General features: G+C 69.9%; 14 protein-coding genes. 6 read left to right on the top strand and 8 right to left on the bottom strand.

Features of this window, described 5'->3' with window-relative positions; all coding sequences use genetic code 11:
* Window positions 1-31 precede the first annotated feature (31 nt).
* Window positions 32-1,054 carry an alcohol dehydrogenase gene (locus tag ACFYXH_RS19360; protein ID WP_389564172.1) on the top strand — a complete coding sequence of 341 codons (1,023 nt, stop codon included), beginning with the start codon at window positions 32-34 and terminating at the stop codon, window positions 1,052-1,054.
* A 68-nt stretch (window positions 1,055-1,122) separates the two neighbouring features.
* Here the strand turns inward: ACFYXH_RS19360 and ACFYXH_RS19355 are convergent, their stop codons facing one another.
* On the bottom strand, window positions 1,123-2,646 hold the full coding sequence (locus ACFYXH_RS19355) for an MFS transporter (RefSeq protein WP_389564168.1): 1,524 nt from the start codon (window positions 2,644-2,646) through the stop codon (window positions 1,123-1,125).
* Between the two features lie 138 nt (window positions 2,647-2,784).
* On the opposite strand from ACFYXH_RS19355, the gene ACFYXH_RS19350 reads away from it, so the two are divergent.
* The gene (locus ACFYXH_RS19350; protein WP_389564165.1) at window positions 2,785-3,720 is read left to right on the top strand and encodes a TetR/AcrR family transcriptional regulator C-terminal domain-containing protein; all 936 of its coding nucleotides are present in this window, start codon (window positions 2,785-2,787) and stop codon (window positions 3,718-3,720) included.
* Between the two features lie 172 nt (window positions 3,721-3,892).
* Window positions 3,893-5,932, top strand: a complete 2,040-nt coding sequence (locus ACFYXH_RS19345; RefSeq protein WP_389564162.1) for a M4 family metallopeptidase — start codon at window positions 3,893-3,895, stop codon at window positions 5,930-5,932.
* Window positions 5,933-6,004: 72 nt separating this feature from the next.
* Here the strand turns inward: ACFYXH_RS19345 and ACFYXH_RS19340 are convergent, their stop codons facing one another.
* The 7 genes from ACFYXH_RS19340 to ACFYXH_RS19310 all read right to left on the bottom strand — a co-directional run bounded on the left by ACFYXH_RS19340 (window position 6,005) and on the right by ACFYXH_RS19310 (window position 16,751).
* Complete coding sequence (locus tag ACFYXH_RS19340) at window positions 6,005-7,228, bottom strand: alginate lyase family protein (protein ID WP_389564158.1); 1,224 nt, start codon at window positions 7,226-7,228, stop codon at window positions 6,005-6,007.
* A gap of 271 nt (window positions 7,229-7,499) precedes the next feature.
* The gene (gene glgP / locus ACFYXH_RS19335) at window positions 7,500-10,157 is read right to left on the bottom strand and encodes an alpha-glucan family phosphorylase (protein ID WP_389564156.1); all 2,658 of its coding nucleotides are present in this window, start codon (window positions 10,155-10,157) and stop codon (window positions 7,500-7,502) included.
* Between the two features lie 139 nt (window positions 10,158-10,296).
* A complete protein-coding gene (locus ACFYXH_RS19330; protein WP_389564153.1) occupies window positions 10,297-11,583 on the bottom strand; it encodes a flavin-dependent oxidoreductase in 1,287 nt (428 codons plus the stop codon).
* Window positions 11,584-11,606: 23 nt separating this feature from the next.
* Window positions 11,607-12,752 (bottom strand): monodechloroaminopyrrolnitrin synthase PrnB family protein, encoded by a 1,146-nt coding sequence (locus tag ACFYXH_RS19325; RefSeq protein WP_389564150.1) that lies wholly within the window; start codon window positions 12,750-12,752, stop codon window positions 11,607-11,609.
* 95 nt (window positions 12,753-12,847) lie between these two features.
* Complete coding sequence (locus ACFYXH_RS19320; protein ID WP_389564147.1) at window positions 12,848-14,269, bottom strand: MFS transporter; 1,422 nt, start codon at window positions 14,267-14,269, stop codon at window positions 12,848-12,850.
* Entirely contained in the window at window positions 14,266-15,696 is a 1,431-nt protein-coding gene (locus tag ACFYXH_RS19315; RefSeq protein ID WP_385308712.1) for a 4-hydroxyphenylacetate 3-hydroxylase family protein, read from the bottom strand. Before ACFYXH_RS19315 ends, ACFYXH_RS19320 begins: the two co-directional genes overlap by 4 nt.
* 86 nt (window positions 15,697-15,782) lie before the next feature.
* The gene (locus tag ACFYXH_RS19310; protein ID WP_389564145.1) at window positions 15,783-16,751 is read right to left on the bottom strand and encodes an AraC family transcriptional regulator; all 969 of its coding nucleotides are present in this window, start codon (window positions 16,749-16,751) and stop codon (window positions 15,783-15,785) included.
* A gap of 118 nt (window positions 16,752-16,869) precedes the next feature.
* On the opposite strand from ACFYXH_RS19310, the gene ACFYXH_RS19305 reads away from it, so the two are divergent.
* The 3 genes from ACFYXH_RS19305 to treS all read left to right on the top strand — a co-directional run bounded on the left by ACFYXH_RS19305 (window position 16,870) and on the right by treS (window position 21,935).
* Entirely contained in the window at window positions 16,870-17,799 is a 930-nt protein-coding gene (locus ACFYXH_RS19305) for an SDR family oxidoreductase (protein ID WP_389564143.1), read from the top strand.
* Window positions 17,800-18,225: 426 nt separating this feature from the next.
* Window positions 18,226-20,214: an alpha-1,4-glucan--maltose-1-phosphate maltosyltransferase gene (locus tag ACFYXH_RS19300; RefSeq protein ID WP_389564140.1), complete on the top strand. Its 1,989-nt coding sequence runs from the start codon at window positions 18,226-18,228 to the stop codon at window positions 20,212-20,214.
* Window positions 20,211-21,935, top strand: coding sequence for a maltose alpha-D-glucosyltransferase (gene treS / locus ACFYXH_RS19295; RefSeq protein ID WP_389564137.1), 1,725 nt, complete (start codon window positions 20,211-20,213; stop codon window positions 21,933-21,935). The genes ACFYXH_RS19300 and treS overlap by 4 nt, the downstream gene beginning before the upstream one ends.
* Window positions 21,936-21,996 lie beyond the last annotated feature (61 nt).

Here is a 21,996-nt window from a genome sequence, read left to right as displayed (position 1 = left end):
GTTTTCCTACCCGTACCCGGGAGAGATCCAGATGAGCACGTATCGAGTCGCGCAGGTCGGCGCCGTCGGCGGTCCGTTGGAGATCGTCGAGCGTGAGGTACCTCAGCCGGGCCCCGGCCACGTACGGATTGCCGTGGAGGCCTGCGGGATCTGCCACAGCGACGCCGCTTTCGTGAACGCCCTGCTGCCGGGCGTCCGGTTTCCGCTGGTCGCCGGGCATGAGATCGCCGGGCGCATCGAGGAGCTCGGCGAGGGAACATACAGCGGCTGGAAGGTGGGCGACCGGGTGGCGGTGGGCTGGTTCGGCGGCAGCTGCGGCCACTGCACCCCCTGCAGACAGGGCGACTTCATAGTGTGCGAGAACCTGAAGGTCCCCGGATGGGCGTACGACGGAGGTTTCGCCGAGAAGGTGATCGCACCGCAGGACGCCCTGGCCCGGATCCCCGACGCGCTGGCGGAGACCGATGCGGCGCCCCTGGCCTGCGCGGGGGTGACCACGTACAACGGGCTGCGGCGCAGCTCCGCCCGGCCGGGCGACCTGGTCGCCGTACTCGGCATCGGCGGCCTCGGCCATCTGGGGGTGAAGTACGCCGCCGCGATGGGCTTCGAGACCGTGGCCATCGCCCGCGGAGCCGCCAAGGCCGACTTCGCCAAGCAACTCGGCGCGCACCATTACATCGACAGCACGGCGGACACCAGCGTCGCGGACGCGCTGCAGTCCCTCGGCGGCGCCAAGGTGGTCCTGGCCACCGCCGCCAACTCCGACGCCATCACGGCAACCGTGGAAGGGCTCCGCCCCCGCGGCGAGCTGGTGACCATCGGCGCGGATGCCGAGCCGCTGGGAATCAGCCCGAACCAACTCCTCATGAGCGGCAAGATCATCCGCGGCCACCCGTCCGGCACCGCGCAGGACGTGCAGGACACCATGGCGTTCAGCGCCCTGCACGGGATCCGCCCGATGACCGAGATCGTGCCGCTGGACCAGGCCGATGCGGCGTACCAAAGGATGATGTCCGGCGCCGCGCGCTTCCGGATGGTGCTCACCACCCGCTGACCCACCCGCCTCCCTCCGCGGGCGCCCGAGAGGCCCCGCCCCCGTCCCTGGCAGGGGGACGCGCCCCCTCACCCCGCCAGGACCTCCGCCGCACATTCCTCCCGCGCGCCCCTCAGCAGCGCGAACGACGCTGCCGCCGCGCACCCCATCAACGCCCCCGCCCCCGCCGCCGCATAACCCATCCCGTGCGTGAACGCCTCCCGCGCCGCCACCAGCAGGCTCTCCGCCGCATCCGCCGGCAAGTGCCCCGCGACCGCCGTCGCGCCGCCCAGCGTCTCCCGCCCCGCGCCCGCCGCACCCGTCATGTCGTGGCCGTACACCGCCGCGCCGATCGAGCCCAGGATCGCCATGCCCAGCGCGCCGCCCAGCTCCTGGCCCGATTCCAGGACCGCCGCCGCCGCACCCGCGCGCTCGGGCGGGGCCGCGCCCAGGGCCAGTTCGTTCGCGAGTGTCATCGCGGTGACCAGCCCCGCCGCATAGACCGAGCACGCCACCAGGACCCATCCGAGCGCCGAGTCCGTACGCACCTGGGTCAGCCACGCGAAGCCCGCCGCGGAGACCAGGAACCCGCCGCCCATCACATACGAACGGTCGACGCGCCGCGCAAGCACCGCGCCCGTCGGCGCCGCGAGCATCACACCCATCGCCGGCACCAGGCTCCACAGTGCCGCCTCGAAGGGGCTCTTGCCCAGCACCGCCTGGAGGTACTGGGTGATGAAGACCGCGAAGCCGACGGTCGCGGCCATCGCGAGGAGGTTCACCAGCACCGAACCCCCGTACGCCGGGCGGCGGACGAGCGCCAGGTCCACCATCGGATGCGGCAGCCGGCCCTGACGGCGTACGAAGAGCACGCCGATCGCGAGGCCGGCCGTGATGCCGAGAGCGGGCAGGGTCTCGTAGCCGTGCTTGGCCAGCTCCTTGATGCCATGGATCACCGGAAGCAGCGCCGCGAGCGAGAGGAACGCGCTCAGTACGTCGAACTTCCCGCGCGCCTCAGTCCTGAACTCGGGCAGCAGCAGCGGCGCGAGCACGAGCAGCAGCGCCATCGCGGGCAGGTTGATCAGGAAGACCGAGCCCCACCAGAAGTGTTCGAGCAGCGCGCCGCTGACGACAGGGCCGAACGAGATGCCGGTGGCCATGACCATCGTCCACAGGGTGACGGCAGTGGAGCGCTGCTTGGCATCCCTGAAGAGGTTGCGGATGAGGGCGAGCGTGGACGGCATCAGGCACGCGCCGCCGACGCCGAGCAGCGCACGGGCGCCGATCAGGGCACCGGGGCTGTGTGCGTACGCCGCGGCCGCCGAGGCGGCGCCGAAGAGTCCCGCGCCCGCGACGAGCACCCGGCGCCGGCCGACGCGGTCGCCCAACGCGCCCATGGTGATGAGGAGTCCGGCGAGGACGAAGCTGTACATGTCGAGTATCCACAGCTGTTGCGTGGCGCCGGGCTGCAGATCCTCGCTGATGGCAGGGATGGCGAAGTAGAGGATGGAGACATCCATGGAGACCAGAAGGAGGGGCAGCATCAGGACGCCGAGGGCGGTCCATTCGCGGCGGCCGGCGCGCGGGCCCGCGGTGTGTGCGTCAGGTGACATACGGGGAGCGAAGCAGCCGTCTGCGTACACCGCAAACAACCCCCTGGTGCACCCTAGTGCGCTTCACCCAACAGCCCAGTAAATTCACAGGTCATGGGGGCGTACGGCGTCAGCTGTGCACTAGTACACTCACCCGCCATGCAGACCGAACCGCCCTATCTGAGGATCACCACCGAGCTGCGCCGCCGTATCGCCTCCGGCGAGCTCTCCCCCGGCGACCGCGTCCCGTCCACCCGCGCGATCACCCAGGAGTGGGGCGTGGCGATGGCGACCGCGACGAAGGCCCTGGCCGCCCTGCGACAGGAGGGCCTCGTACGACCCGTGCCGGGCGTCGGCACCGTGGTCACCCAGGCCGCCGCCGCGCACCCGCCGCACACCTCGGCCCACCCGGTCGGCGCGCCCGTCGAGCCGGGGCTGACCCGCGCGCGCATCGTGCACACCGCGATCGCGCTCGCCGACGCCGAGGGCCTGCCCGCGCTCTCCATGCGGCGGATCGCCACCTCACTCTCCACCTCCACCATGGCGCTCTACCGGCATGTGCCCGGCAAGGCCGAGCTGATCCGGCTGATGACGGACACGGTCTGCGGCGAAAAGCCGATGGGACCGGTTCCGGCCGACTGGCGCGAGGCGCTCGAGCACGCCGCTCGCTGGCTCCGCGCCGTATACGCCCGCCACCCGTGGATGGCGCAGGCGATGGCCTCCATCACCCGGCCGACCGTCTCGCCGAACGCGATGAAGTACACCGAGTGGGTGCTGCGCGCCCTGCTCGGCACCGGCCTGACCCCCTTCCAGGTGTTCCACACCCACCTCGCGCTCTTCGCGTACGTCCAAGGGCTGGCCATGGCCGCGGAGTTGGAGACCCAGGCGGAGCAGGACACCGGAATGTCGGACGACGAGTGGATGGCACGGAACGAGCCACACTTCGAAGCGATCGCCGCGACCGGGAACTATCCGCTGCTCAACACTCTGTTCATACAGGACGAGTTCGAGCTGGACCTTGAAACGCTCTTCGAGTTCGGGCTGCGCCGAACGCTCGACGGCATCGCGGTGATGATCAACGAAACGTCCGCTTAACGAACATGACTATTCACGCAGCGGACGATTTCCAGCCAACTTGTTGACGCGGTCCTGACAGGGGGCGTTCAGTCCTGGGACTCTTCCCCCGACCCATTACCACACGCTCCGCATGCTCTGCCCGGCCGGCCCCACCCAGCCGACCGGTACCCCCCTCGCAGAAGGAGTTCGCGTGAGACCCACGCCTCGCCGGCGCACCACCGCAACCGGAGCTCTCATAGCCACCGCCGCCCTCCTGGCGGTCGGATTCCAGACGGGTACGTCATCGGCCGAACCGGCGGCGACCGCCGCCTCGGCGGCAGCGAGGGCAGGGAAGGCCGACCCCGGCGCCCTGCCGCTGAACCTCAGCCCCGCGCAGCGCGCCGAGCTGATCCGCAAGGCGAGCGCCACCACGGCGGCGACCGCCAAGGAACTGGGCCTCAGCGCCCAGGAGAAGCTCGTCGTGCGGGACGTCACGCAGGACCGTGACGGCACCACGCACACCCGCTACGAGCGCACCTACGCCGGACTCCCGGTCCTCGGCGGCGACCTGGTGGTCGCCGAGACCAAGACGGGCGCCACCGAGTCGGTCAGCAAGGCCTCCAGGTCGGTCCTGAAGAACATCGACACGAGCGCCGACGTCGCTCCCGCCACCGCCGAGAAGCAGGCGCTGGGCGCGGCCAAGGCGGCGGGCTCGGCGAAGGCCAAGGCCGACCGCGCACCGCGCAAGGTGGTCTGGCTGGCGTCGGGCACGCCGACTCTCGCATACGAGACCGTCGTCGGCGGCCTCCAGGACGACGGCACCCCGAACGAGCTGCACGTCGTCACCGACGCCTCCACCGGCAAGAAGCTCTTCGAGTGGCAGGCCGTCGAGAACGGCACCGGCAACACGCAGTACAGCGGCTCGGTGACGCTCGGCAGCGCGCAGTCCGGCTCCACGTACAACCTCACCGACACCGGGCGCGGCAACCACAAGACGTACAACCTGAACCACGGCTCCAGCGGAACCGGCACCCTGTACTCGGGTGCGGACGACGTCTGGGGCAACGGCCAGGCCTCCGACCCGGAGACCGCCGGCGCGGACGCCGCCTACGGCGCCGGACTCACCTGGGACTACTACAAGAACGTGCACGGCCGCTCCGGCATCCGCGGTGACGGTGTCGGCGCGTACTCCCGTGTCCACTACGGCAACGCGTACGTCAACGCGTTCTGGCAGGACAGCTGCTTCTGCATGACGTACGGCGACGGCTCGGGCAACGCCAAGCCGCTCACGTCCATCGACGTGGCCGCGCACGAGATGACCCACGGCGTCACCGCCGCCACCGCGAAGCTCGTCTACAGCGGCGAGTCCGGCGGTCTCAACGAGGCGACGTCCGACATCTTCGCCGCGGCCGTCGAGTTCTACGCCAACAACGCCCAGGACAAGGGTGACTACCTGGTCGGCGAGAAGATCGACATCAACGGCGACGGCACCCCGCTGCGCTACATGGACAAGCCGAGCAAGGACGGCGCGTCCAAGGACGCCTGGTACTCGGGTCTCGGCGGCATCGACGTGCACTACTCCTCGGGCCCGGCGAACCACTGGTACTACCTGCTCTCCGAGGGCAGCGGCGCCAAGGTCATCAACGGCGTCAACTACGACTCGCCGACCTCCGACGGTCTGCCCGTGACCGGCATCGGCCGCGACAAGGCCTCGCTCATCTGGTTCAAGGCGCTCACCACGAAGTTCAACTCCACGACCAACTACGCGGCGGCGCGCACCGGCACCATCGCGGTGGCGACGGAGCTGTACGGAGCCACCAGCGCCGAGGTCAAGTCCGTGACCGACGCGTGGGCCGGCATCAACGTCGGCGCCCGCCCCGGCGGCGGCGACCCGGACCCCGGCGGCACGGTCTTCGAGAACACCGCTGACGTCGCGATCCCGGACAACGGCGCGGCTGTCACCTCGACGGTCAACGTCACGGGCCGTACGGGCAACGCCCCGGCCACCCTCAAGGTGGGCGTGGACATCGTCCACACCTGGCGCGGGGACCTGGTCGTCGACCTGGTCGCCCCGGACGGAACGGTGTACAACCTGAAGCCGTTCAGCTCCTCCGACTCGGCGGACAACGTCCAGGCGACGTACACGGTCAACGCCTCCTCCGAGGTCGCCAACGGCGCCTGGAAGCTGCGGGTCCAGGACAAGGCGGCATGGGACACCGGCTACATCAACAGCTTCAAGCTCACCTTCTAAAACCGACCGAACGGTCTGAGCCTTGACGCAAGAAGCTGCCCGGGGGCCGAGCTCCCGGGCAGCTTCCGCGTTCTACGCGGGGTTGTTGGCGTGCGTCAGGGTCTCCCACGCCACGAACAGGTTGTTCGAGCCCGCGGGCCGCTGCTGCTCGGTGAGGCGCTGGGTGTTGCTCATGTCGACGCCCATGCGGTTGTGCAGGGCGTTGAAGCCGACCTCGGTGACGGGGCCGAGCTTGTCCTTGAGGCTGCCGTTGCAGAGGTTGCCGGGCACGGGCGTGCCGAGCTGGTACTTGGCATGCAGCCCGAGCGCGAGCCGGAGCCGGTCGGCGACCTCCGGATAGAGGTCCCGGCCCTGGATACGGCTGGTCTCGGCTATGTGCGAGACGGCGGAGAGTCCGTATCCGGTGTGGGTGAGGTCGCGGCAGGTCTCCTGGCTGAGACCATCCATGAACGTCGACTGGCCCTGCCAGTACTTGATGATCTTGTCGCGGGTGTTGAGACCGGAGCCGGGTGCGGTCTTCGGCAGCGAGCCGTCCGAGGTCAGATAGATGTACGCGGGAACGCGGCCGCGGAATGTGGCGACGGCCTTGTCGTAGGCGCCGCGGTCCTCCAGGAAGACGGCGATACCGATCGCGGCCTCCGTCATGCTCAGCTCCCAGTTGCCGTTGGAGTGCGAGCCGTTGATGACCTCGGGGAGGTAGACAGTGCGCAGCATGGTGCCGAAGCGACCGGAGTTCGGCCAGGAGCTGTAGGTGTACTTGACGATCTCGGCGGCCCGGGGCCAGGAGGATCCGGCCCAGCCGGTCTGCAGCGGGGCGTTGCTGTTGGTGTGGTTCTTGATCACGGCGGACCAGGCGTCCATGATCTCTATCGATCTCCTGGCGTACCGGCTGTCCCCGCCGATGTACCAGGCCAGCGAGAGGGTGTACGCGGCGATGGCGTCCTCGCGCTCGTCCGTACAGCCGATGTTGGGGTTGGAGTACGAGCCGCACTCGACGACCGCGCGAGGCTTGGCGGTACGCGACAGCGAGGCGTACTTGCTGCTGAGCAGCTGATCGTAGGCGGACTTCCAGGGCTCGGCGCCGGCCTTGACCTTCGCCTTCACGAAGTCGAGCTGGGGGCGGCTGACGAGCACGCCGGGGTGGGTGAACGCCGCGGGTGCGGCGGCCTGTTGAGCGGTGTCCTTGACAGCTGATGCCGGGGCTGTCAGCACCGCGGCCAGGGCTGACGCCAGGACTGCGGCGAGGGCGAGCAGTAGCGCTCTTGGTCTGCGCAGAGCGCGTGATCCGGTACGCATGGGGGGTGGCCTTCCGGTGGGGATCTCCCTCCAACTGGGTTCACTCATATGAACGTTGAGCGTGAGAGTGAACGCCATGATGGGTGAGGAAACTAAAGGCATCCCATGAGCACGTCAAGGCTTCGAGTTCAAGGTGTGAAGAAAGGCCGGGTCAATCCCGTCGCTGAAAGCTCGGGCGGTACACATGGGCGAACCCGGCCGCGGATGCGGCCGGGTTCGCCCTGCGGCGGTGCGCGGACATCACCGTGAATCAGCGCACCAACCCCATTGATCAGCGCATCAGCACGCCCGCGCCCTCCCCCGTGGCCTCCGTCGGCAGCGCGACCAGCCCCAGATCCGCACTGGCGGCGAGCAGTCGGTGGTCCGGCAGGATCCGCACCGTGTAGCCGAAGGGGCCCGTACGGTCGAGTGCGAGCGGGCCCTCGTACACCCAGCGGCCATCCAGGTCGGGGCCGCTCGTCGGCTTCAGCGGGGTGGTCTGGGCGCCGGCGATCGCGTCGTCGGAGTCGACCCGGCCCGCCACCGCCTGCACCTCCACATCGTCCGGCTGAAGGCCGCCCAGGGCGACCCGTACGCGGAGCGCGAGGGTGGAGCCCAGCTCGGCCGTGCCCGCGGGCGCGGCCTGTTCGAGGGCCTCCACATGGTCGACGGCCACCCGCGGCCAGGCACTGCGCACCCGGGACTTCCAGGCCGCCAACTCGCTTGCGGTGTCCGCGTTCAGGGACCGGTGGGCCTGGGCGGCCGGGGCGTACAACCGCTCCACGTACTCGCGCACCATGCGGCCGGCGAGCACCTTGGGACCGAGCGTGGTCAGCGTCCGGCGGACCATCTCGATCCAGCGCTCGGGCAGTCCGCTGCCGTTGCGGTCGTAGAAGCGAGGTGCCACCCGCTCCTCGATCAGCTCGTACAGCGCGGCCGCCTCCAGCTCGTCGCGGCGGTCGTCGTCGGTGGCCGAGCCGTCCGCGGTGGGAATGGCCCAGCCGAAGTCCGGCTCGAACCACTCGTCCCACCAGCCGTCGAGCACGGACAGGTTGAGGCAGCCGTTCAGCGCGGCCTTCATCCCGCTCGTCCCGCAGGCCTCCAGCGGCCGCAGCGGATTGTTCAGCCACACATCGCAGCCCGGGTAGAGCTTCTGCGCCATCGCCATGCCGTAGTCGGGCAGGAAGACGATGCGATGGCGGACCCGCGGATCGTCGGCGAACCGCACCAGCTCCCGCACCAGCCGCTTACCGCTGTCGTCCGCCGGATGCGCCTTGCCGGCGACGACGATCTGGATGGGCCTGGTGGGGTGGAGCAGCAACTCCATCAGCCGGTCGCGGTCGCGCAGCATCAGAGTGAGCCGTTTGTACGAGGGGACCCGGCGGGCGAACCCGATGGTCAGCACGTCGGGGTCGAGCACCCCCTCGATCCAGCCCAGTTCGGCCGCGCCGGCGCCGCGCTGCCGCCAGGAGGCGTGCAGCCGCTCCCGTACCTCCAGGACCAGCTGTTCACGCAGCGCGCGGCGCAGCTCCCAGATGTCGGCGTCCGCGATGTCCGCGACGGCGTCCCAGCGCTCGGAGTCGCCCACGGACAGGGCGTCCTCGGTGCGACCCGGGCCGATCTGGCGCGCACCGAGCCGGAACACCTCGGGAGCCACCCAGGTCGGCGCGTGCACCCCGTTGGTGACCGAGGTGATCGGCACCTCCTCGGCGTCGAAGCCGGGCCACAGGCCGGCGAACATACCGCGGCTCACCGCCCCGTGCAGGACGGAAACGCCGTTGGCGCGCTGGGCCAGCCGCAGCCCCATCACCGCCATGTTGAAGAGATTGGGCTCGCCGCCCGGATAGGTCTCCATACCGAGCTGGAGCACCTTCTCGACCGGGACTCCGGCCAGCTCCCCGCGGTCGCCGAAGTGGCGGGCGACGAGCTCACGGTCGAAGCGGTCGATCCCGGCGGGCACCGGCGTGTGTGTGGTGAACACGGTCCCGGCCCGGACCGCCTCCAGCGCCGCGTCGAAGTCGAGGCCCGTGTCACCCAGTTCGCGGATGCGCTCCAGGCCGAGGAAGCCGGCGTGCCCCTCATTGGTGTGGAACACCTCGGGCGCGGGGTGGCCGGCCAGCCGGCAGTACGCACGTACCGCCCGTACTCCCCCGATCCCCAGCAGCATCTCCTGCAGCAGCCGGTGCTCGCTGCCGCCGCCGTACAGCCGGTCGGTGACATCGCGCTCGCCCGGGCCGTTCTCCTCGACGTCGGAGTCGAGCATCAGCAGCGGTACGCGGCCGACCTGGGCGACCCAGATGTGCGCGCGCAGCGAACGCCCGCCGGGCAGCGCGAGAGACACCTGGACGGGCGTCCCCTCGGCCTCCCGCAGCAGGCTCACCGGGAGCTCGTTCGGATCGAGAAGCGGGTAGTGCTCCTGCTGCCAGCCGTCGCGGGACAACGACTGGCGGAAGTAGCCGTGGCGGTAGAGCAGCCCGACGCCGATGAGGGGTACGCCGAGGTCGCTGGCTGCCTTGAGATGGTCGCCGGCGAGGATGCCGAGGCCGCCGGAGTACTGCGGGAGCGCGGCGGTGACGCCGAACTCCGGTGAGAAGTAGGCGACCGCGGCCGGGAATTCCGGCGCATCGGGGTCGATGACATCGGAGGTGCCGCTGTGTGCCTGGTACCACCTGCGCCCGAGCAGATAGTCGTCCAGGTCGTCGGCCACGGCGGTCAGTCTGCGCAGAAAGCGCCGGTCTCCGGCCAGCTCGGCCAGTCGGGCGGCGGACACGGCCCCGAGCAGCCGCACGGGGTCGCCGCCCGCCGCCTGCCATCCCTCGGGGTCGACGGCCTGGAAGAGATCACGGGTCTCGGTGTGCCAGGACCAGCGCAGATTGCGCGCCAGATCGCTGAGCGGGCTGAGCGGTTCGGGGAGGACGGGGCGGACGGTGAATCGACGAATGGCCTTCACGGGTCCCACCTTCGCAGGGGAGGTACGCATCCGAGGGGACGCACGACGGTGTGCGCCTCTCCGTCACCCCAGACGGTAGTGGTAGCCGAGCCACCTCAACCACGGCGCGCGGTCGTCCGACGGGCGCCCGCGGGGGCACTCAGCGAGGCGAAGGCACCGAAATGCCGTACGGGGAACCCTGGTTGACGGTCTCCGGGTCGAAGGCTCCGGTCGCCGCATACCGGGCGGCGATCTCGGCGAGTTCCCGCGCCGGTATCACCTCGTGGATGTCGGTGAAGCCGTCCGGCGCACGCTCATGAGCCATATTGATGACAACCTCGGGGCCCAGCTGCCGGTTCGCCCGCTGCAGCTCGGTCATGGCGGGCCTGCGGTCCGCCTCGTAAGCGGCCAGCGCCTCCACCGGATCCGGGTACCGGGCCATGGCGTGGCCCAGCGCGCGGCCGTCGACGATGGACTGGGTCGCGCCGTTGGAGCCGATCGGGTACATGGCGTGGGCGGCATCGCCGATCAGCGTCGTACGGCCGTACGACCAGCGCGCGAGCGGCTCGCGGTCCACCATCGGGTACTCGAAGGCGGTGTCGGCGGCCCGGAGCACTTCGGGGACGCTGACGCCGTCGAAAACCCAGCCCTCGTAGTGGTGCAGGAATTTGGCGACCGGCACCGGCCGGTTCCAGTCTCCGCGCGTAGCGTCGTCGATGGAGTCGGCGGGCATCGCGAGCGCCCAGTTGACGAGCACCTCGCCGGTGTCCCCGGCGGGCTCGGTCATCGGGTAGACCACGGCCTTCTGCCGGTCGTCGCCCGCGATGAACATGAACGTCCCGGCCTGGTGGGCAGGCATGCGGGAGACACCGCGCCAGACGAGCATGCCGTTCCACGGCGGCTCACCCTCGCCGGGGTTGAGCGCGGCCCGCACGGCCGAGCGGATACCGTCGGCGCCGATGAGGACATCCGGTTCGAGGGAGGCCTTGCCGCGCCGTGCGCCGTCGTGGTGCTCCAGCTGGACGCGGGGCCGGCCGTCGGGAAGCGGGTCGACGCCGATGACCCGGACGCCGCCCACGAGCGCGCCGGGGCCGAGCCGTTCGCGTACCGCGTCGGCGAGGGCCAGCTGGAGGTCGCCGCGCTGGATGGAGAGCTGCGGCCAGTGGTATCCGGCGCCGAGACCGCGCGGCTCGCGGGAGACGAGTCCGCCGCGGCAGTGGTAGTAGCGCAGCTCACGGGTGCGTACGGCCAGCTCCTCGAGCCGGTCGAGCAGCCCGAGCGCGTCGAGTTCGCGTACCGCGTTGGGCATGAGGTTCAGCCCGGCGCCGACCGGCTGGATCCGGCGGGCCGTCTCGACGACGGTGATCCTCTCGAATCCGGCGGTGTGCAGGGCGAGTGCCGCGGTGAGGCCGGCGATGCCACCGCCGGCGATCATTATGTGGGTCATGGGGGACGGACCTCCTGGGACGGTCAGGCAGCGGGGGTGTGCGGCCGCTCGACGGAGCGGCGTACGAGGGTCTCGTTGTCCCTGGTGAGATCGAGCACCGAGCGCAGCAGTGCGATCGGGGCCCCGCCGCTGCCCATCTCGTACAGCCGCACCTCGTCGCTGTACGCCTTGCGGGCGACGGTCATATGGCGGGCGCGAAAGGTCTTGAGGATGCGCAGCACCCGGGTGAGGGAGACCGCGGACGCGGCGAGCTGCGGCGGCAGCCGGTCGACCGCCTCCCAGCTGATGGCGGCGGAGAGCTTGGAGACGGTGGAGGTGCCGCCCTGGTGCCTGGCGTAGTGGTCGCGCCAGGAGGGGAGGCTGTACTGCACCGATTCGCGGAGGAACTCGTCGTATGCGGGGTTGCTGCGGTCGCACTGCCACAGCGTCAGATCGACCAGCCAGAGCGGCACCTGGGCGGCGGCCGGGCCGAGGTATTCGTGGCCCGCGACGTCGATCTCCTCGAAGTAGGAGCGCATCTCCTGCGCGAAGAAGACCGGTGAGACATTGGCGACGGTGAAGTCGATGGAGTCGACCATGGACTGCACATGCTGCGCCATACGGTCGAGCGCGAGGGCGAAGCCGGGTTCGTACGGTTCCAGGCGGGCCAGTTCCGCGCAGGTGTCGAGCGCGGCAACGAGGCTCGGGAAGACCATCCGCACGGCGTCCTGGAGGTTGCTCTCCATCTTGTCGCCCGTGTACATCCGCTGCCGGGGTCCGAGCGGGTTCCAGGTCGTGTAGTGGTGCACCGTGTCGCGCGGCACCATGTCGGTGCGCCGCCCCAGCTCCTCGAGCACCGGCAGGACTTCGGGCACGGCGGCGACGGGTTCGGTGCCGTGGCGTTTGAGGGAGCCCAGGAGGATGCCGAGGTCGCGCATGGCGGCGAGCGCGTCGGTGACGCCGAGCGCGGCGACCCGGTCGGGGTCGGGTACGAGGGTGCGCAGGGCGACGGTGAGCGCGGGCACATCGGCCTCGGCGTTCATCGCGGGCAGCGCGGCGAGCAGCGCGTCGGCGCCGAGCGGGTCGGCCGCGCGTATCTCGGCTATCCGGTAACGCGGTTCACCGCGCAGATCGAGACCGGGCGCGACAAGGTCGTACAGGGTCAACGGAATGCCCCCCTCGGGCAACATCGATTCAGTGGTGGGATGCGGAACGGCTGCCGTCACGCGGTCACCGGACGCTGTTGGCCGCATGCGTTCTCCGCACGCTTTCGCGCCGCACACGGTCACTCCACGGCGCCGCCCACGCGATCCTGGCGTGGCGGCGCCATCGCGGGTACGGGCAGCCGCAGCCGTACGGAGAGCAGAGCAGCCAGGGCCGCGAAGCCGGCACCGACCAGCAGCGCGGACCGGAAGGCGGCGGTCTCGGCGCCGGCCCCGTCAGCCGCTCCGGTGCCGGCGGTCGCGACGGCCACCAGGACGGCGAGGCCGAGGACCGAGCCGAACTGCTGGCTGGTGTTGATGAGTCCGGAGGCGAGCCCGGTCTCCTCGGGCGCGGCGTCCGCGGTGGCGGCCACATTGGTGGTGACCATGACCAGCGGCAGGGCGATGCCGAGTACCAGGCTGGGCGCGAGGACCGTGCTGAGGAAAGTGCCGTCGGCGGCGAGCGCGAGCGCCAGCCAGACCATGCCGGCGAAGAGCAGTGCGAAGCCGAGCGTCATGGTGGATCCGAGCCCGATACGGAGGATGAGACGGCCGGTCTGCGGCGCGACGGCGACGACGACGAGCGACAGCGGCAGCAGTCCGAGGCCGCCGGTCAGCGGGGACTGTCCGAGCACGCTCTGCAGATAGAGGCTGACCAGGAAGAACATCGGGAACAGCGCCATCTGGGCCAGCGCGCTGAGGAGGTTGGCGAGGCGCAGCGCGGGCCGGCGCAGTACGGCGGGTGGCACCAGCGGGCGGGCGATCCTCGACTCGATGACGGCGAAGGCGGCGAGGAGGGCGAGACCGGCGCCGCCGGCGACGAGCGTGCGCGGGGAGGTCCAGCCCGCCTCGCCCGCGCCGACGAGTGCGTACGCGATCAGGCCGAGGCCGCCGGTGGCGGTGAGCGCGCCGCCGACGTCGAAGCCGGGTTGTGCGCTGCGCGTCCCCCCGTCGAGAAAGCGCAGTGCGAGTAACCCGAGCACCAGACCGCCGAGCACATTGAGCCAGAACGTGGAGCGCCAGCCGAGGAGATCGGTGAGTACGCCGCCGAGCACGGTGCCCAGTACGCCGCCGAGTCCGCCCATCGCGGCGAACACGCCGAGCGCCTTGTGCCGGCCGGGCCCGTCCGGGAAGAGGTTGAGCAGCAGCGCGAACGCCGCGGCGGCGGCGAGTGCGGCCCCCACGCCCTGCACCGCCCGCGCGGCGATCAGCGCGCCCGGCGTCCCGGCGATGCCGCCGGCCGCGGACGCGGCGGCCAGCAGTCCGAGGCCGGTGAGGTAGAGCCGCCGGTGGCCGAGCAGATCGGCGGTGCGGCCACCGAGCAGCAGCAGCCCGCCGAAGGTGATCAGATACGCGTTGGCCACCCAGGACAGACCGGCCGAGCCGGAGCCGAGGTCGTCGCCGACCGACGGCAGCGCGACATTGATGATCGCGGTATCCATGATCAGCAGCAGCTGGGTGGAGGCGAGCAGCGCGAGCGCGGCGCCCGTTCGGGCCGAGGTCACTTGCCGGTCCTCAGGCCATAGCCGTCGAGGCAGGCCTGGGCCAGCTCCTCGCAGCTCTCGGCGCCGCCCGCCCACGTCTGCATGGTCAGATAGACGTGCGGGGCGCCGTGGTAGAAGCGCTCGTACTGCTCATGGCGTCCGGCGAACTCCGAACCGAGTGCGTCCCAGACCAGCTTGAGCAGCTTGATCCGGTCCTCGGCCCCAGTGCCGGGCGCGCGCAGGTACTTCTGGACGACGGGACCGAGCTGAGGGTGGAGCAGGTCCTCGGCGGACGCGGGCAGCTGGATGACGCCGCCGCCCGCGAGCAGCTTGATCTCCTGGACGGCGCGCGGGTAGAGCTCGCCGGCCATGATGCGCTGGGCGAAGGAGATCTCCTGGCCGGGCATGACGCCGCCGCGGCCGCCGTCGACCTGTTCGCAGTCGGCCTCGGCGGCCAGTACAAAGGCCTTGGCCTGGGCGACCATGCCGAGCAGCCGGCCGACCGACTGGGTGACGGGCGGCAGTTGGTATGTCTTGTTGGCGCGGGTCAGCAGGATGGCGAGGCCGGTGAGGAATTCGAGCTTGGTCCAGAAGCGGGTGGCCGCCTGGTGCCCGAAGTTGAGATAGGCAGGGGTCTGCCACCACATCGCGCCGGTCGCCTCGACATTGCGGTAGGTCAGCACCCGCTCCCACGGTACGAAGACCTCTTCGCACACGAGCAGCGCGTCGTTCTCGTCGAAGCGGGAGGAGAGCGGGTTGTCGAAGACGCTCCGGGCCTGTGCCTCGTAGGACGTACGCGAGACGAACTTCAGGCCCGGCGTGTCGACCGGTAGGGAGAAGCACAGCGCGTGCTCCACGTCCTCCGGGGCCAGCGGCTCGATCGTGCCGACGATCACCTCGTCGGCGAAGACCGCGCCGGTGCCGATCATCTTCGCGCCGCTCACCACGATCCCGCCGTCCTTCTCGGCGACGACCCGCACCACCAGGTCGTCGTCCCCCTTGCCGGAGTGCGGGTTGGTGATGGTGAAGGCCGAGTACAGATCGCCCTCGGCGAGCCTGCGGTGGAAAGCGAGAGCGTTCTCGGCGCCGTCGAAGGAATCGGTGGTGAACAGCCGCGGCACGGCGGCGAAGCCGGCGGCACCGCCCGCCATGTAGTCCGGCGTACGGCCGAGGAAGCCGAAGCTCGACTCCGCCCACACCTTGTACGCGGTGCGCCGCGCGACCAGGTCTTCGTACGAGCGCGGTACGGCGAAGGCCCGGTGGACGCCGCCGGAGGTGAGCACTTCGCTGTACTCGGAGTCGTGCGCCAGGTCGTACAGGCCGGCGATCGACGCCGCGGTGTTGCGGAAGCCGGCGTGGCGGGTGACGTCCTTGACCCGTTCGCCGTCGAGCCACACCTCGCGCCCGTCACACAGCGACTCGAGGTAATCCTGGCCGGACCTGGTCAACGTCTCTCCTCAAACGGATGGCTCTCGACTCAGCGAGCCTGTATCCCGCCAAGGACGCAGGGCAATGAACGACCGTCCAGCGGTCCTTAATAACCGGCCAGCCTTGCAGCTGAGGGGCTTCCCGACCGGTACTCCCCCGGCGTCATTCCGTACCACTTTCGGAAAGCGAGGTGGAAGCCGACGGCGCTCTGGTAGCCGACACGCTGTGGCACGGCCGACTGCGGCAGCGAGGTCTCGCCGAGCAGCCGGGCCGCCTCCTGCATCCGCCGGCCCGTCAGATGCCGTGCGGGCGCCTCGCCGACCAGGTCACGGAAGGCTGCGGTGAAGGCGGAACGGGACATGCCGACCTCGCGGGCGAGCGACTCGATGGTCCAGGGCTCCGCGAACCGGGTCGCGATGATCACCATGGCCTTGCTGATGCCCGGGTGGCGCAGCACGGGCAGCGAGGAGGGGTTGTCGGCGAGCTCGCGCAGCAGCGGCCGCAGCGCGAGGACCAGCGCCATCTCGAAGGCGCGCAGCGTGATCAGCCGGTCGCCGGGACCCACGGGCCGGTCGGTGGCGGCGAGCAGCCGCAGCGTGTCGCGCAGCAGCGGCTCCTTGTCCACCTGGGAGCCGTCGAGCACCAGCGCCCAGGGCAGCGCCTTGTAGAGGCCGGTGGCGGCGCTGGCGTCGTAGTGCAGTCCGGCGCAGAGGAGGCGGCTCTCGGGGCCTTCGCCCTCGATCCTGATCTCGCCCGAGGTGCCGGGCTGGCGCTCGGGCAGTACGGCGGCGAGCGCCACGCCCCGCCGGTCGGGCCGGTCGGAGAGCCGGTGGGCGGTGCCGGTGGGGAACACGGCGAGGTCGCCTTCGTGCAGTTCGAGCGGGGTCTGGTCCTCGCCGGTGATCCAGCAGCCGCCCTCGGTGATGAAGTGGAGTACGGCGCAGCTCTGTTCCGCGTCGCCCTCGATGGCCCAGGGTGCGCTGACATGCCAGCGGCTGTCGAAGACCCCGGTGAGACGGAGGGGTTTCAGCAGTTCACTGAGGAGATCGTCGCCTTCGCATTCCGTGGGTTCCATTGGACGATCCTTCAACCTCCGCCCCGGTTTGTTAATTGATCGGCCGAAGCCACCGCCGCGAGCCTGGAAGAGCCGTTCACGGCAGCAGTCACACCCTATCGAAGGGCTCATCAGACTTATGTCCGATCACAATCCGATGCGCGTAGCGGTTGTGGGGGCGACCGGCTTCCAGGGCGGTGCGACGGCCCGCCTGCTGGCCGAACGGAACCACCGGGTCCGCACACTGAGCCGCAAGTCCGACGCGGACCGCCCGGAGCTGCCCGGCATCTCCGTCGCCGGCGGTGACCTCGGGCGCTATGAAGACGTACGCCAGCTCTTCGCAGGGGCCACACACGCCGCGGTGGTGCTGCCGCTCGTGTACCAGGCCGAGCGGGTCATGACATACGCACAGCACATCGCGAAGGCGGCCCGCGAGGCCGGGCTGCGCCGACTGGTCTACAACGCCAACACCCGTATCCCGGACCGGACCACGAATGTCGCGGCCTTCGAGACGCGCCGGCTCGCCGAGACGGTGTTCCGGGAGAGCCTCGCCCAGAGCGGCGTGGAGGTCGTGGTCGTACGACCGCCGGTCTATCTCGACAACCTCTTCAGCCCGTGGAACGGCCCGGCGCTGGTGAACGAGGGTGTGCTCGCCTATCCGCTGCCGGCCGACGCGCCGACCGCGTGGATCTCACACAGGGACCTGGCGGAGGCGGTCTACGCGGCGCTCACGGTGGACGGCGTGGCGGGCCGCACCTTCGACATCGGCGGTGCACAGACGCTGACGGGCAGTGAGCTCGCGGCGGCGTTCGGGCAGGGGCTCGGGCGCGATGTCCGCTACGTGCCGCTGGAGCCGGGCATCTTCGAGCAGGGGCTGGCACAGATCCTTGGCCGCGAGGCGGCGGCCGGAGTGGCGGGGATCTACCACTACGTGGCGAGCGGCGCGGAGCCCGGTCTGATGGCGGGCGACGACGGCGCCACCGCGGAAGCGCTCTCGGTGAAGCCGGCGCCGGTGGACGATTGGGTGGCGCGGCAGCCGTGGCAGATGTGGTCGGGTGAGGAGTCGTGAGCGGAAGGAAGCCCGAGCCGAGCTGGGGCGCGTAAGCAGTCGGCCGAAACCGGCCCCGTCACTCGACGGGGCCGGTTTCTTTGCTTCCTACGGAAACCCGTTCGAGTCCGCGAGGTTCCTGTGTTGTCACCAACGCCCCATCAAACCCGATCTGGGCTCGCGAGGTTCTTGTGCCGTCATCTACGCCCTAGTAGTTAACAAACCACCGGATTGCCCACCCGAAGGGCGTGGGAAGGCTCCTCCGGTACGCATGCGATCGCGCACCTCTCACAGCATTCTTTCCGCCCACCCGAGTGAACGCGGACAGGAGCGGCCATGCCCACAGCCCGCCAGTCGCCGACTGAGCAGCTACAAAGAACAACCAAACCTCGTAAAAAGAAACAACCCGCTCAATCCGCCCTGCCCGCACAGCCCTCAGGTGATCCCATGATCGGTCGCATCCCCGTCCTGGACGTCCGCCCCCTCGTCGACTGTGGAAGGAGGCCAGCGAAAGCGGTGGCAGGTGAGACCTTCCAGGTCACCGCCACCGTCTTCCGCGAGGGTCATGACGCGGTCGCCGCCAATGTCGTACTGCGCGATCCGAGCGGTCACCCCGGACCCTGGACCCCCATGCGCGAGCTCGCGCCCGGCGCCGACCGCTGGGGTGCCGACGTCACCCCGGATGCCGAGGGCCGCTGGACGTATGCCGTCGAGGCCTGGAGCGACCCGGTCGCCACCTGGCGGCACCACGCCCAGATCAAGATCCCCGCCGGTATCGACACCCCCCTCGTCCTGGCCGAAGGCGCCGACCTGTACGAACGCGCCGCCGCCGGAGTGCCCAAGAACGACGGGCGCGAGGCCGTGCTCGCCGCCGTCGACGCGCTGCGCGACGCCGCGCGGCCCGCCGCCGCGCGGCTCGCCGCCGCCCTGGCCCCGGACGCCGCCGCCGCGCTCGCCCGCCACCCGCTGCGCGAACTGGTCACCTCCTCACGCCCGTTGCCGCTCCTCGTCGAGCGGCAGCGCGCGCTGTACGGCTCCTGGTACGAGCTCTTCCCGCGCTCCGAGGGCGCGGTCGTCAAGGAGGGCGCGCCGCCCGTCTCCGGCACTTTCCGCACCGCGGCCGAACGGCTGCCCGCCGTCGCCGCGATGGGCTTCGACGTCGTCTATCTGCCGCCCGTCCACCCCATCGGCACCACCTTCCGCAAGGGTCCCAACAACAGCCTCTCCCCCGGCGCCCACGATGTCGGAGTGCCCTGGGCCATCGGATCGGCCGACGGCGGCCATGACGCGCTCCACCCCGATCTGGGGACCCTCGAGGACTTCGACCACTTCGTCGAGACGGCAGCCGCCCTGCGCATGGAGGTCGCCCTGGACTTCGCGCTGCAGTGCTCGCCCGACCATCCCTGGGTGACCGAGCACCCCGAGTGGTTCCACCACCGCGCCGACGGCTCGATCGCGTACGCCGAGAACCCGCCGAAGAAGTACCAGGACATCTATCCCATCGCCTTCGACCAGGACATGCGCGGACTGGTTCGCGAGACGCTGCGGGTGCTGCGCTTCTGGATGGACCACGGCGTACGGATCTTCCGCGTCGACAACCCGCACACCAAGCCGGTCATCTTCTGGGAGAAGGTGATCGCGGACATCAACCGCACCGATCCCGATGTGCTCTTCCTGGCCGAGGCGTTCACCCGTCCGGCGATGATGCACACCCTCGGCGCGATCGGCTTCCAGCAGTCGTACACGTACTTCACCTGGCGCAACACCAAGCAGGAGCTGACCGACTACCTCACCGAGCTCTCCGGCGATGCCGCTTCCCATATGCGGCCCAACTTCTTCGTGAACACGCCCGACATCCTGCACGCCTACCTCCAGCAGGGCGGCCGCCCGGCGTTCGAAGTACGCGCGGTGCTCGCCGCGACCATGGCGCCGTCCTGGGGTGTGTACGCCGGCTACGAGCTCTGCGAGAACACCCCGGTGCGGGCAGGCAGCGAGGAGTACCTTCACTCGGAGAAGTACCAACTGCGGCCGCGGGACTGGGAGTCGGCGGAGCGCGAGGGCCGCACCATCGCCCCCCTGATCACCACCCTCAACCGGATCCGCCGCCGCCATCCCGCCCTCCAGCAGCTGCGTGACATCCACTTCCACCACACCGACAACGACGCGGTGATCGCGTACTCGAAACGGTCGGGCTCGAACACCGTCCTCGTGGTCGCCAACCTCGACCCCCACCACACCCAGGAGGCCACAGTCTCGTTGGACATGCCGCATCTCGGCCTCGACTGGCACGAGAGCGCACCGGTGCGCGACGAGCTCACCGGCGAGACCTATCACTGGGGCAGGGCCAACTATGTGCGCCTCGAGCCGGGCAGCACGCCCGCGCACATCGTCGTTCTGCGACCGTCCCCGCCGATCGGAGGGTCACCCACATCATGATCGTCAATGAGCCCGTCCACGACACGTTCGAGGACACACCCGCCAAGGATCGCGACCCCGACTGGTTCAAACGGGCCGTTTTCTACGAAGTCCTCGTGCGGTCCTTCCAGGACAGCAACGGCGACGGCATCGGCGACCTCAAGGGCATCACCGCCAAACTGGACTATCTGCAGTGGCTGGGAGTCGACTGCCTCTGGTTGCCGCCGTTCTTCAAGTCGCCGCTGCGGGACGGCGGTTACGACGTCTCCGACTACACCGCCGTGCTCCCGGACTTCGGCGACCTCGCCGACTTCGTGGAGTTCGTCGACGCCTCCCATCAGCGGGGCATGCGCGTCATCATCGACTTTGTCATGAACCACACCAGCGATCAGCACCCGTGGTTCCAGGAGTCCCGCAGCGCCCCGGAAGGGCCGTACGGCGACTACTACGTCTGGGCCGACGACGACAAGCAGTTCCAGGACGCCCGGATCATCTTCGTCGACACCGAGACGTCCAACTGGACCTTCGACCCGGTGCGCAAGCAGTACTACTTCCACCGCTTCTTCTCCCACCAGCCCGATCTCAACTATGAGAACCCGGCGGTGCAGGAGGAGATCATTTCGGCCCTGCGCTTCTGGCTGGACCTGGGCATCGACGGCTTCCGGCTGGACGCCGTGCCGTACCTGTACCAGGAGGAGGGCACCAACTGCGAGAACCTCCCCGCCACCCACACCTTCCTCAAGCACGTACGCAAGGTGATCGACGCCCACTACCCGGACACCGTGCTCCTCGCCGAGGCCAACCAGTGGCCGGAGGACGTCGTCGACTACTTCGGCGACTTCCCGGTCGGCGGCGACGAGTGCCATATGGCGTTCCACTTCCCGGTGATGCCGCGGATCTTCATGGCCGTACGGCGCGAATCGCGCTATCCGGTCTCCGAAATCCTCTCCAAGACACCGGCGATCCCGAAGAACTGCCAGTGGGGCATTTTCCTGCGCAACCACGACGAGCTCACGCTCGAAATGGTCACGGACGAAGAGCGCGACTACATGTACGCGGAGTACGCCAAGGATCCGCGGATGCGCGCCAATATCGGCATCCGCCGGCGGCTGGCCCCGCTGCTGGACAACGACCGCAATCAGATCGAGCTGTTCACGGCGCTGCTGCTGTCGCTGCCGGGCTCGCCGATCCTGTACTACGGCGACGAGATCGGGATGGGCGACAACATCTGGCTCGGCGACCGGGACGCCGTACGCACCCCGATGCAGTGGACACCGGACCGGAACGCGGGATTCTCCTCCAGCGACCCGGGCCGGCTCTACCTCCCGACAATCATGGATCCGGTCTACGGCTACCAGGTGACCAATGTGGAGGCGGCGATGGCCTCGCCGTCCTCGCTGCTGCACTGGACCCGGCGGATGATCGAGATCCGTAAGCAGAACCACGCCTTCGGACTCGGCTCGTACACCGAACTGTCCTCGTCGAACCCGGCCGTGCTCGCGTTCCTGCGCGAGGCCCCGTCAGTTGACGGACATGGGGACGATCTCGTGCTCTGCGTGAACAATTTCTCGCGTTTCGCGCAGCCCACCGAGCTCGATCTGCGGACGTTCAGCGGACGCCATCCGGTGGAGCTCATCGGCGGAGTGCGATTCCCGGCCATCGGTCAGTGGCCCTACTTGCTGACTCTCGCCGGTCACGGCTTCTACTGGTTCCGGCTGCGGAAGGATTCGGCTCCGACCTGAGTCACATCTGGGGACAGGTATGTCCCGCGGGGCGGTTTCCGCCGCCCCGCACCGGGCACTC

This window comes from Streptomyces sp. NPDC002730 (assembly GCF_042888805.1).
Classification (GTDB): domain Bacteria; phylum Actinomycetota; class Actinomycetes; order Streptomycetales; family Streptomycetaceae; genus Streptomyces.
Note: the sequence above shows the minus strand (reverse complement) of the source record. Positions and strands in the feature narration are given on the sequence as shown.

Bases quoted from the DNA above. Each gene is read 5' to 3' on its own strand.
- ACFYXH_RS19360 (WP_389564172.1), top strand. From the start codon at position 32: ATGAGCACGTATCGAGTCGCGCAGGTCGGCGCCGTCGGCGGTCCGTTG.
- ACFYXH_RS19355 (WP_389564168.1), bottom strand. From the start codon at position 2,646: ATGTCACCTGACGCACACACCGCGGGCCCGCGCGCCGGCCGCCGCGAA.
- ACFYXH_RS19350 (WP_389564165.1), top strand. From the start codon at position 2,785: ATGCAGACCGAACCGCCCTATCTGAGGATCACCACCGAGCTGCGCCGC.
- ACFYXH_RS19340 (WP_389564158.1), bottom strand. From the start codon at position 7,228: ATGCGTACCGGATCACGCGCTCTGCGCAGACCAAGAGCGCTACTGCTC.
- ACFYXH_RS19330 (WP_389564153.1), bottom strand. From the start codon at position 11,583: ATGACCCACATAATGATCGCCGGCGGTGGCATCGCCGGCCTCACCGCG.
- ACFYXH_RS19325 (WP_389564150.1), bottom strand. From the start codon at position 12,752: ATGTTGCCCGAGGGGGGCATTCCGTTGACCCTGTACGACCTTGTCGCG.
- ACFYXH_RS19310 (WP_389564145.1), bottom strand. From the start codon at position 16,751: ATGGAACCCACGGAATGCGAAGGCGACGATCTCCTCAGTGAACTGCTG.
- ACFYXH_RS19305 (WP_389564143.1), top strand. From the start codon at position 16,870: ATGTCCGATCACAATCCGATGCGCGTAGCGGTTGTGGGGGCGACCGGC.
- ACFYXH_RS19300 (WP_389564140.1), top strand. From the start codon at position 18,226: ATGATCGGTCGCATCCCCGTCCTGGACGTCCGCCCCCTCGTCGACTGT.
- treS (WP_389564137.1), top strand. From the start codon at position 20,211: ATGATCGTCAATGAGCCCGTCCACGACACGTTCGAGGACACACCCGCC.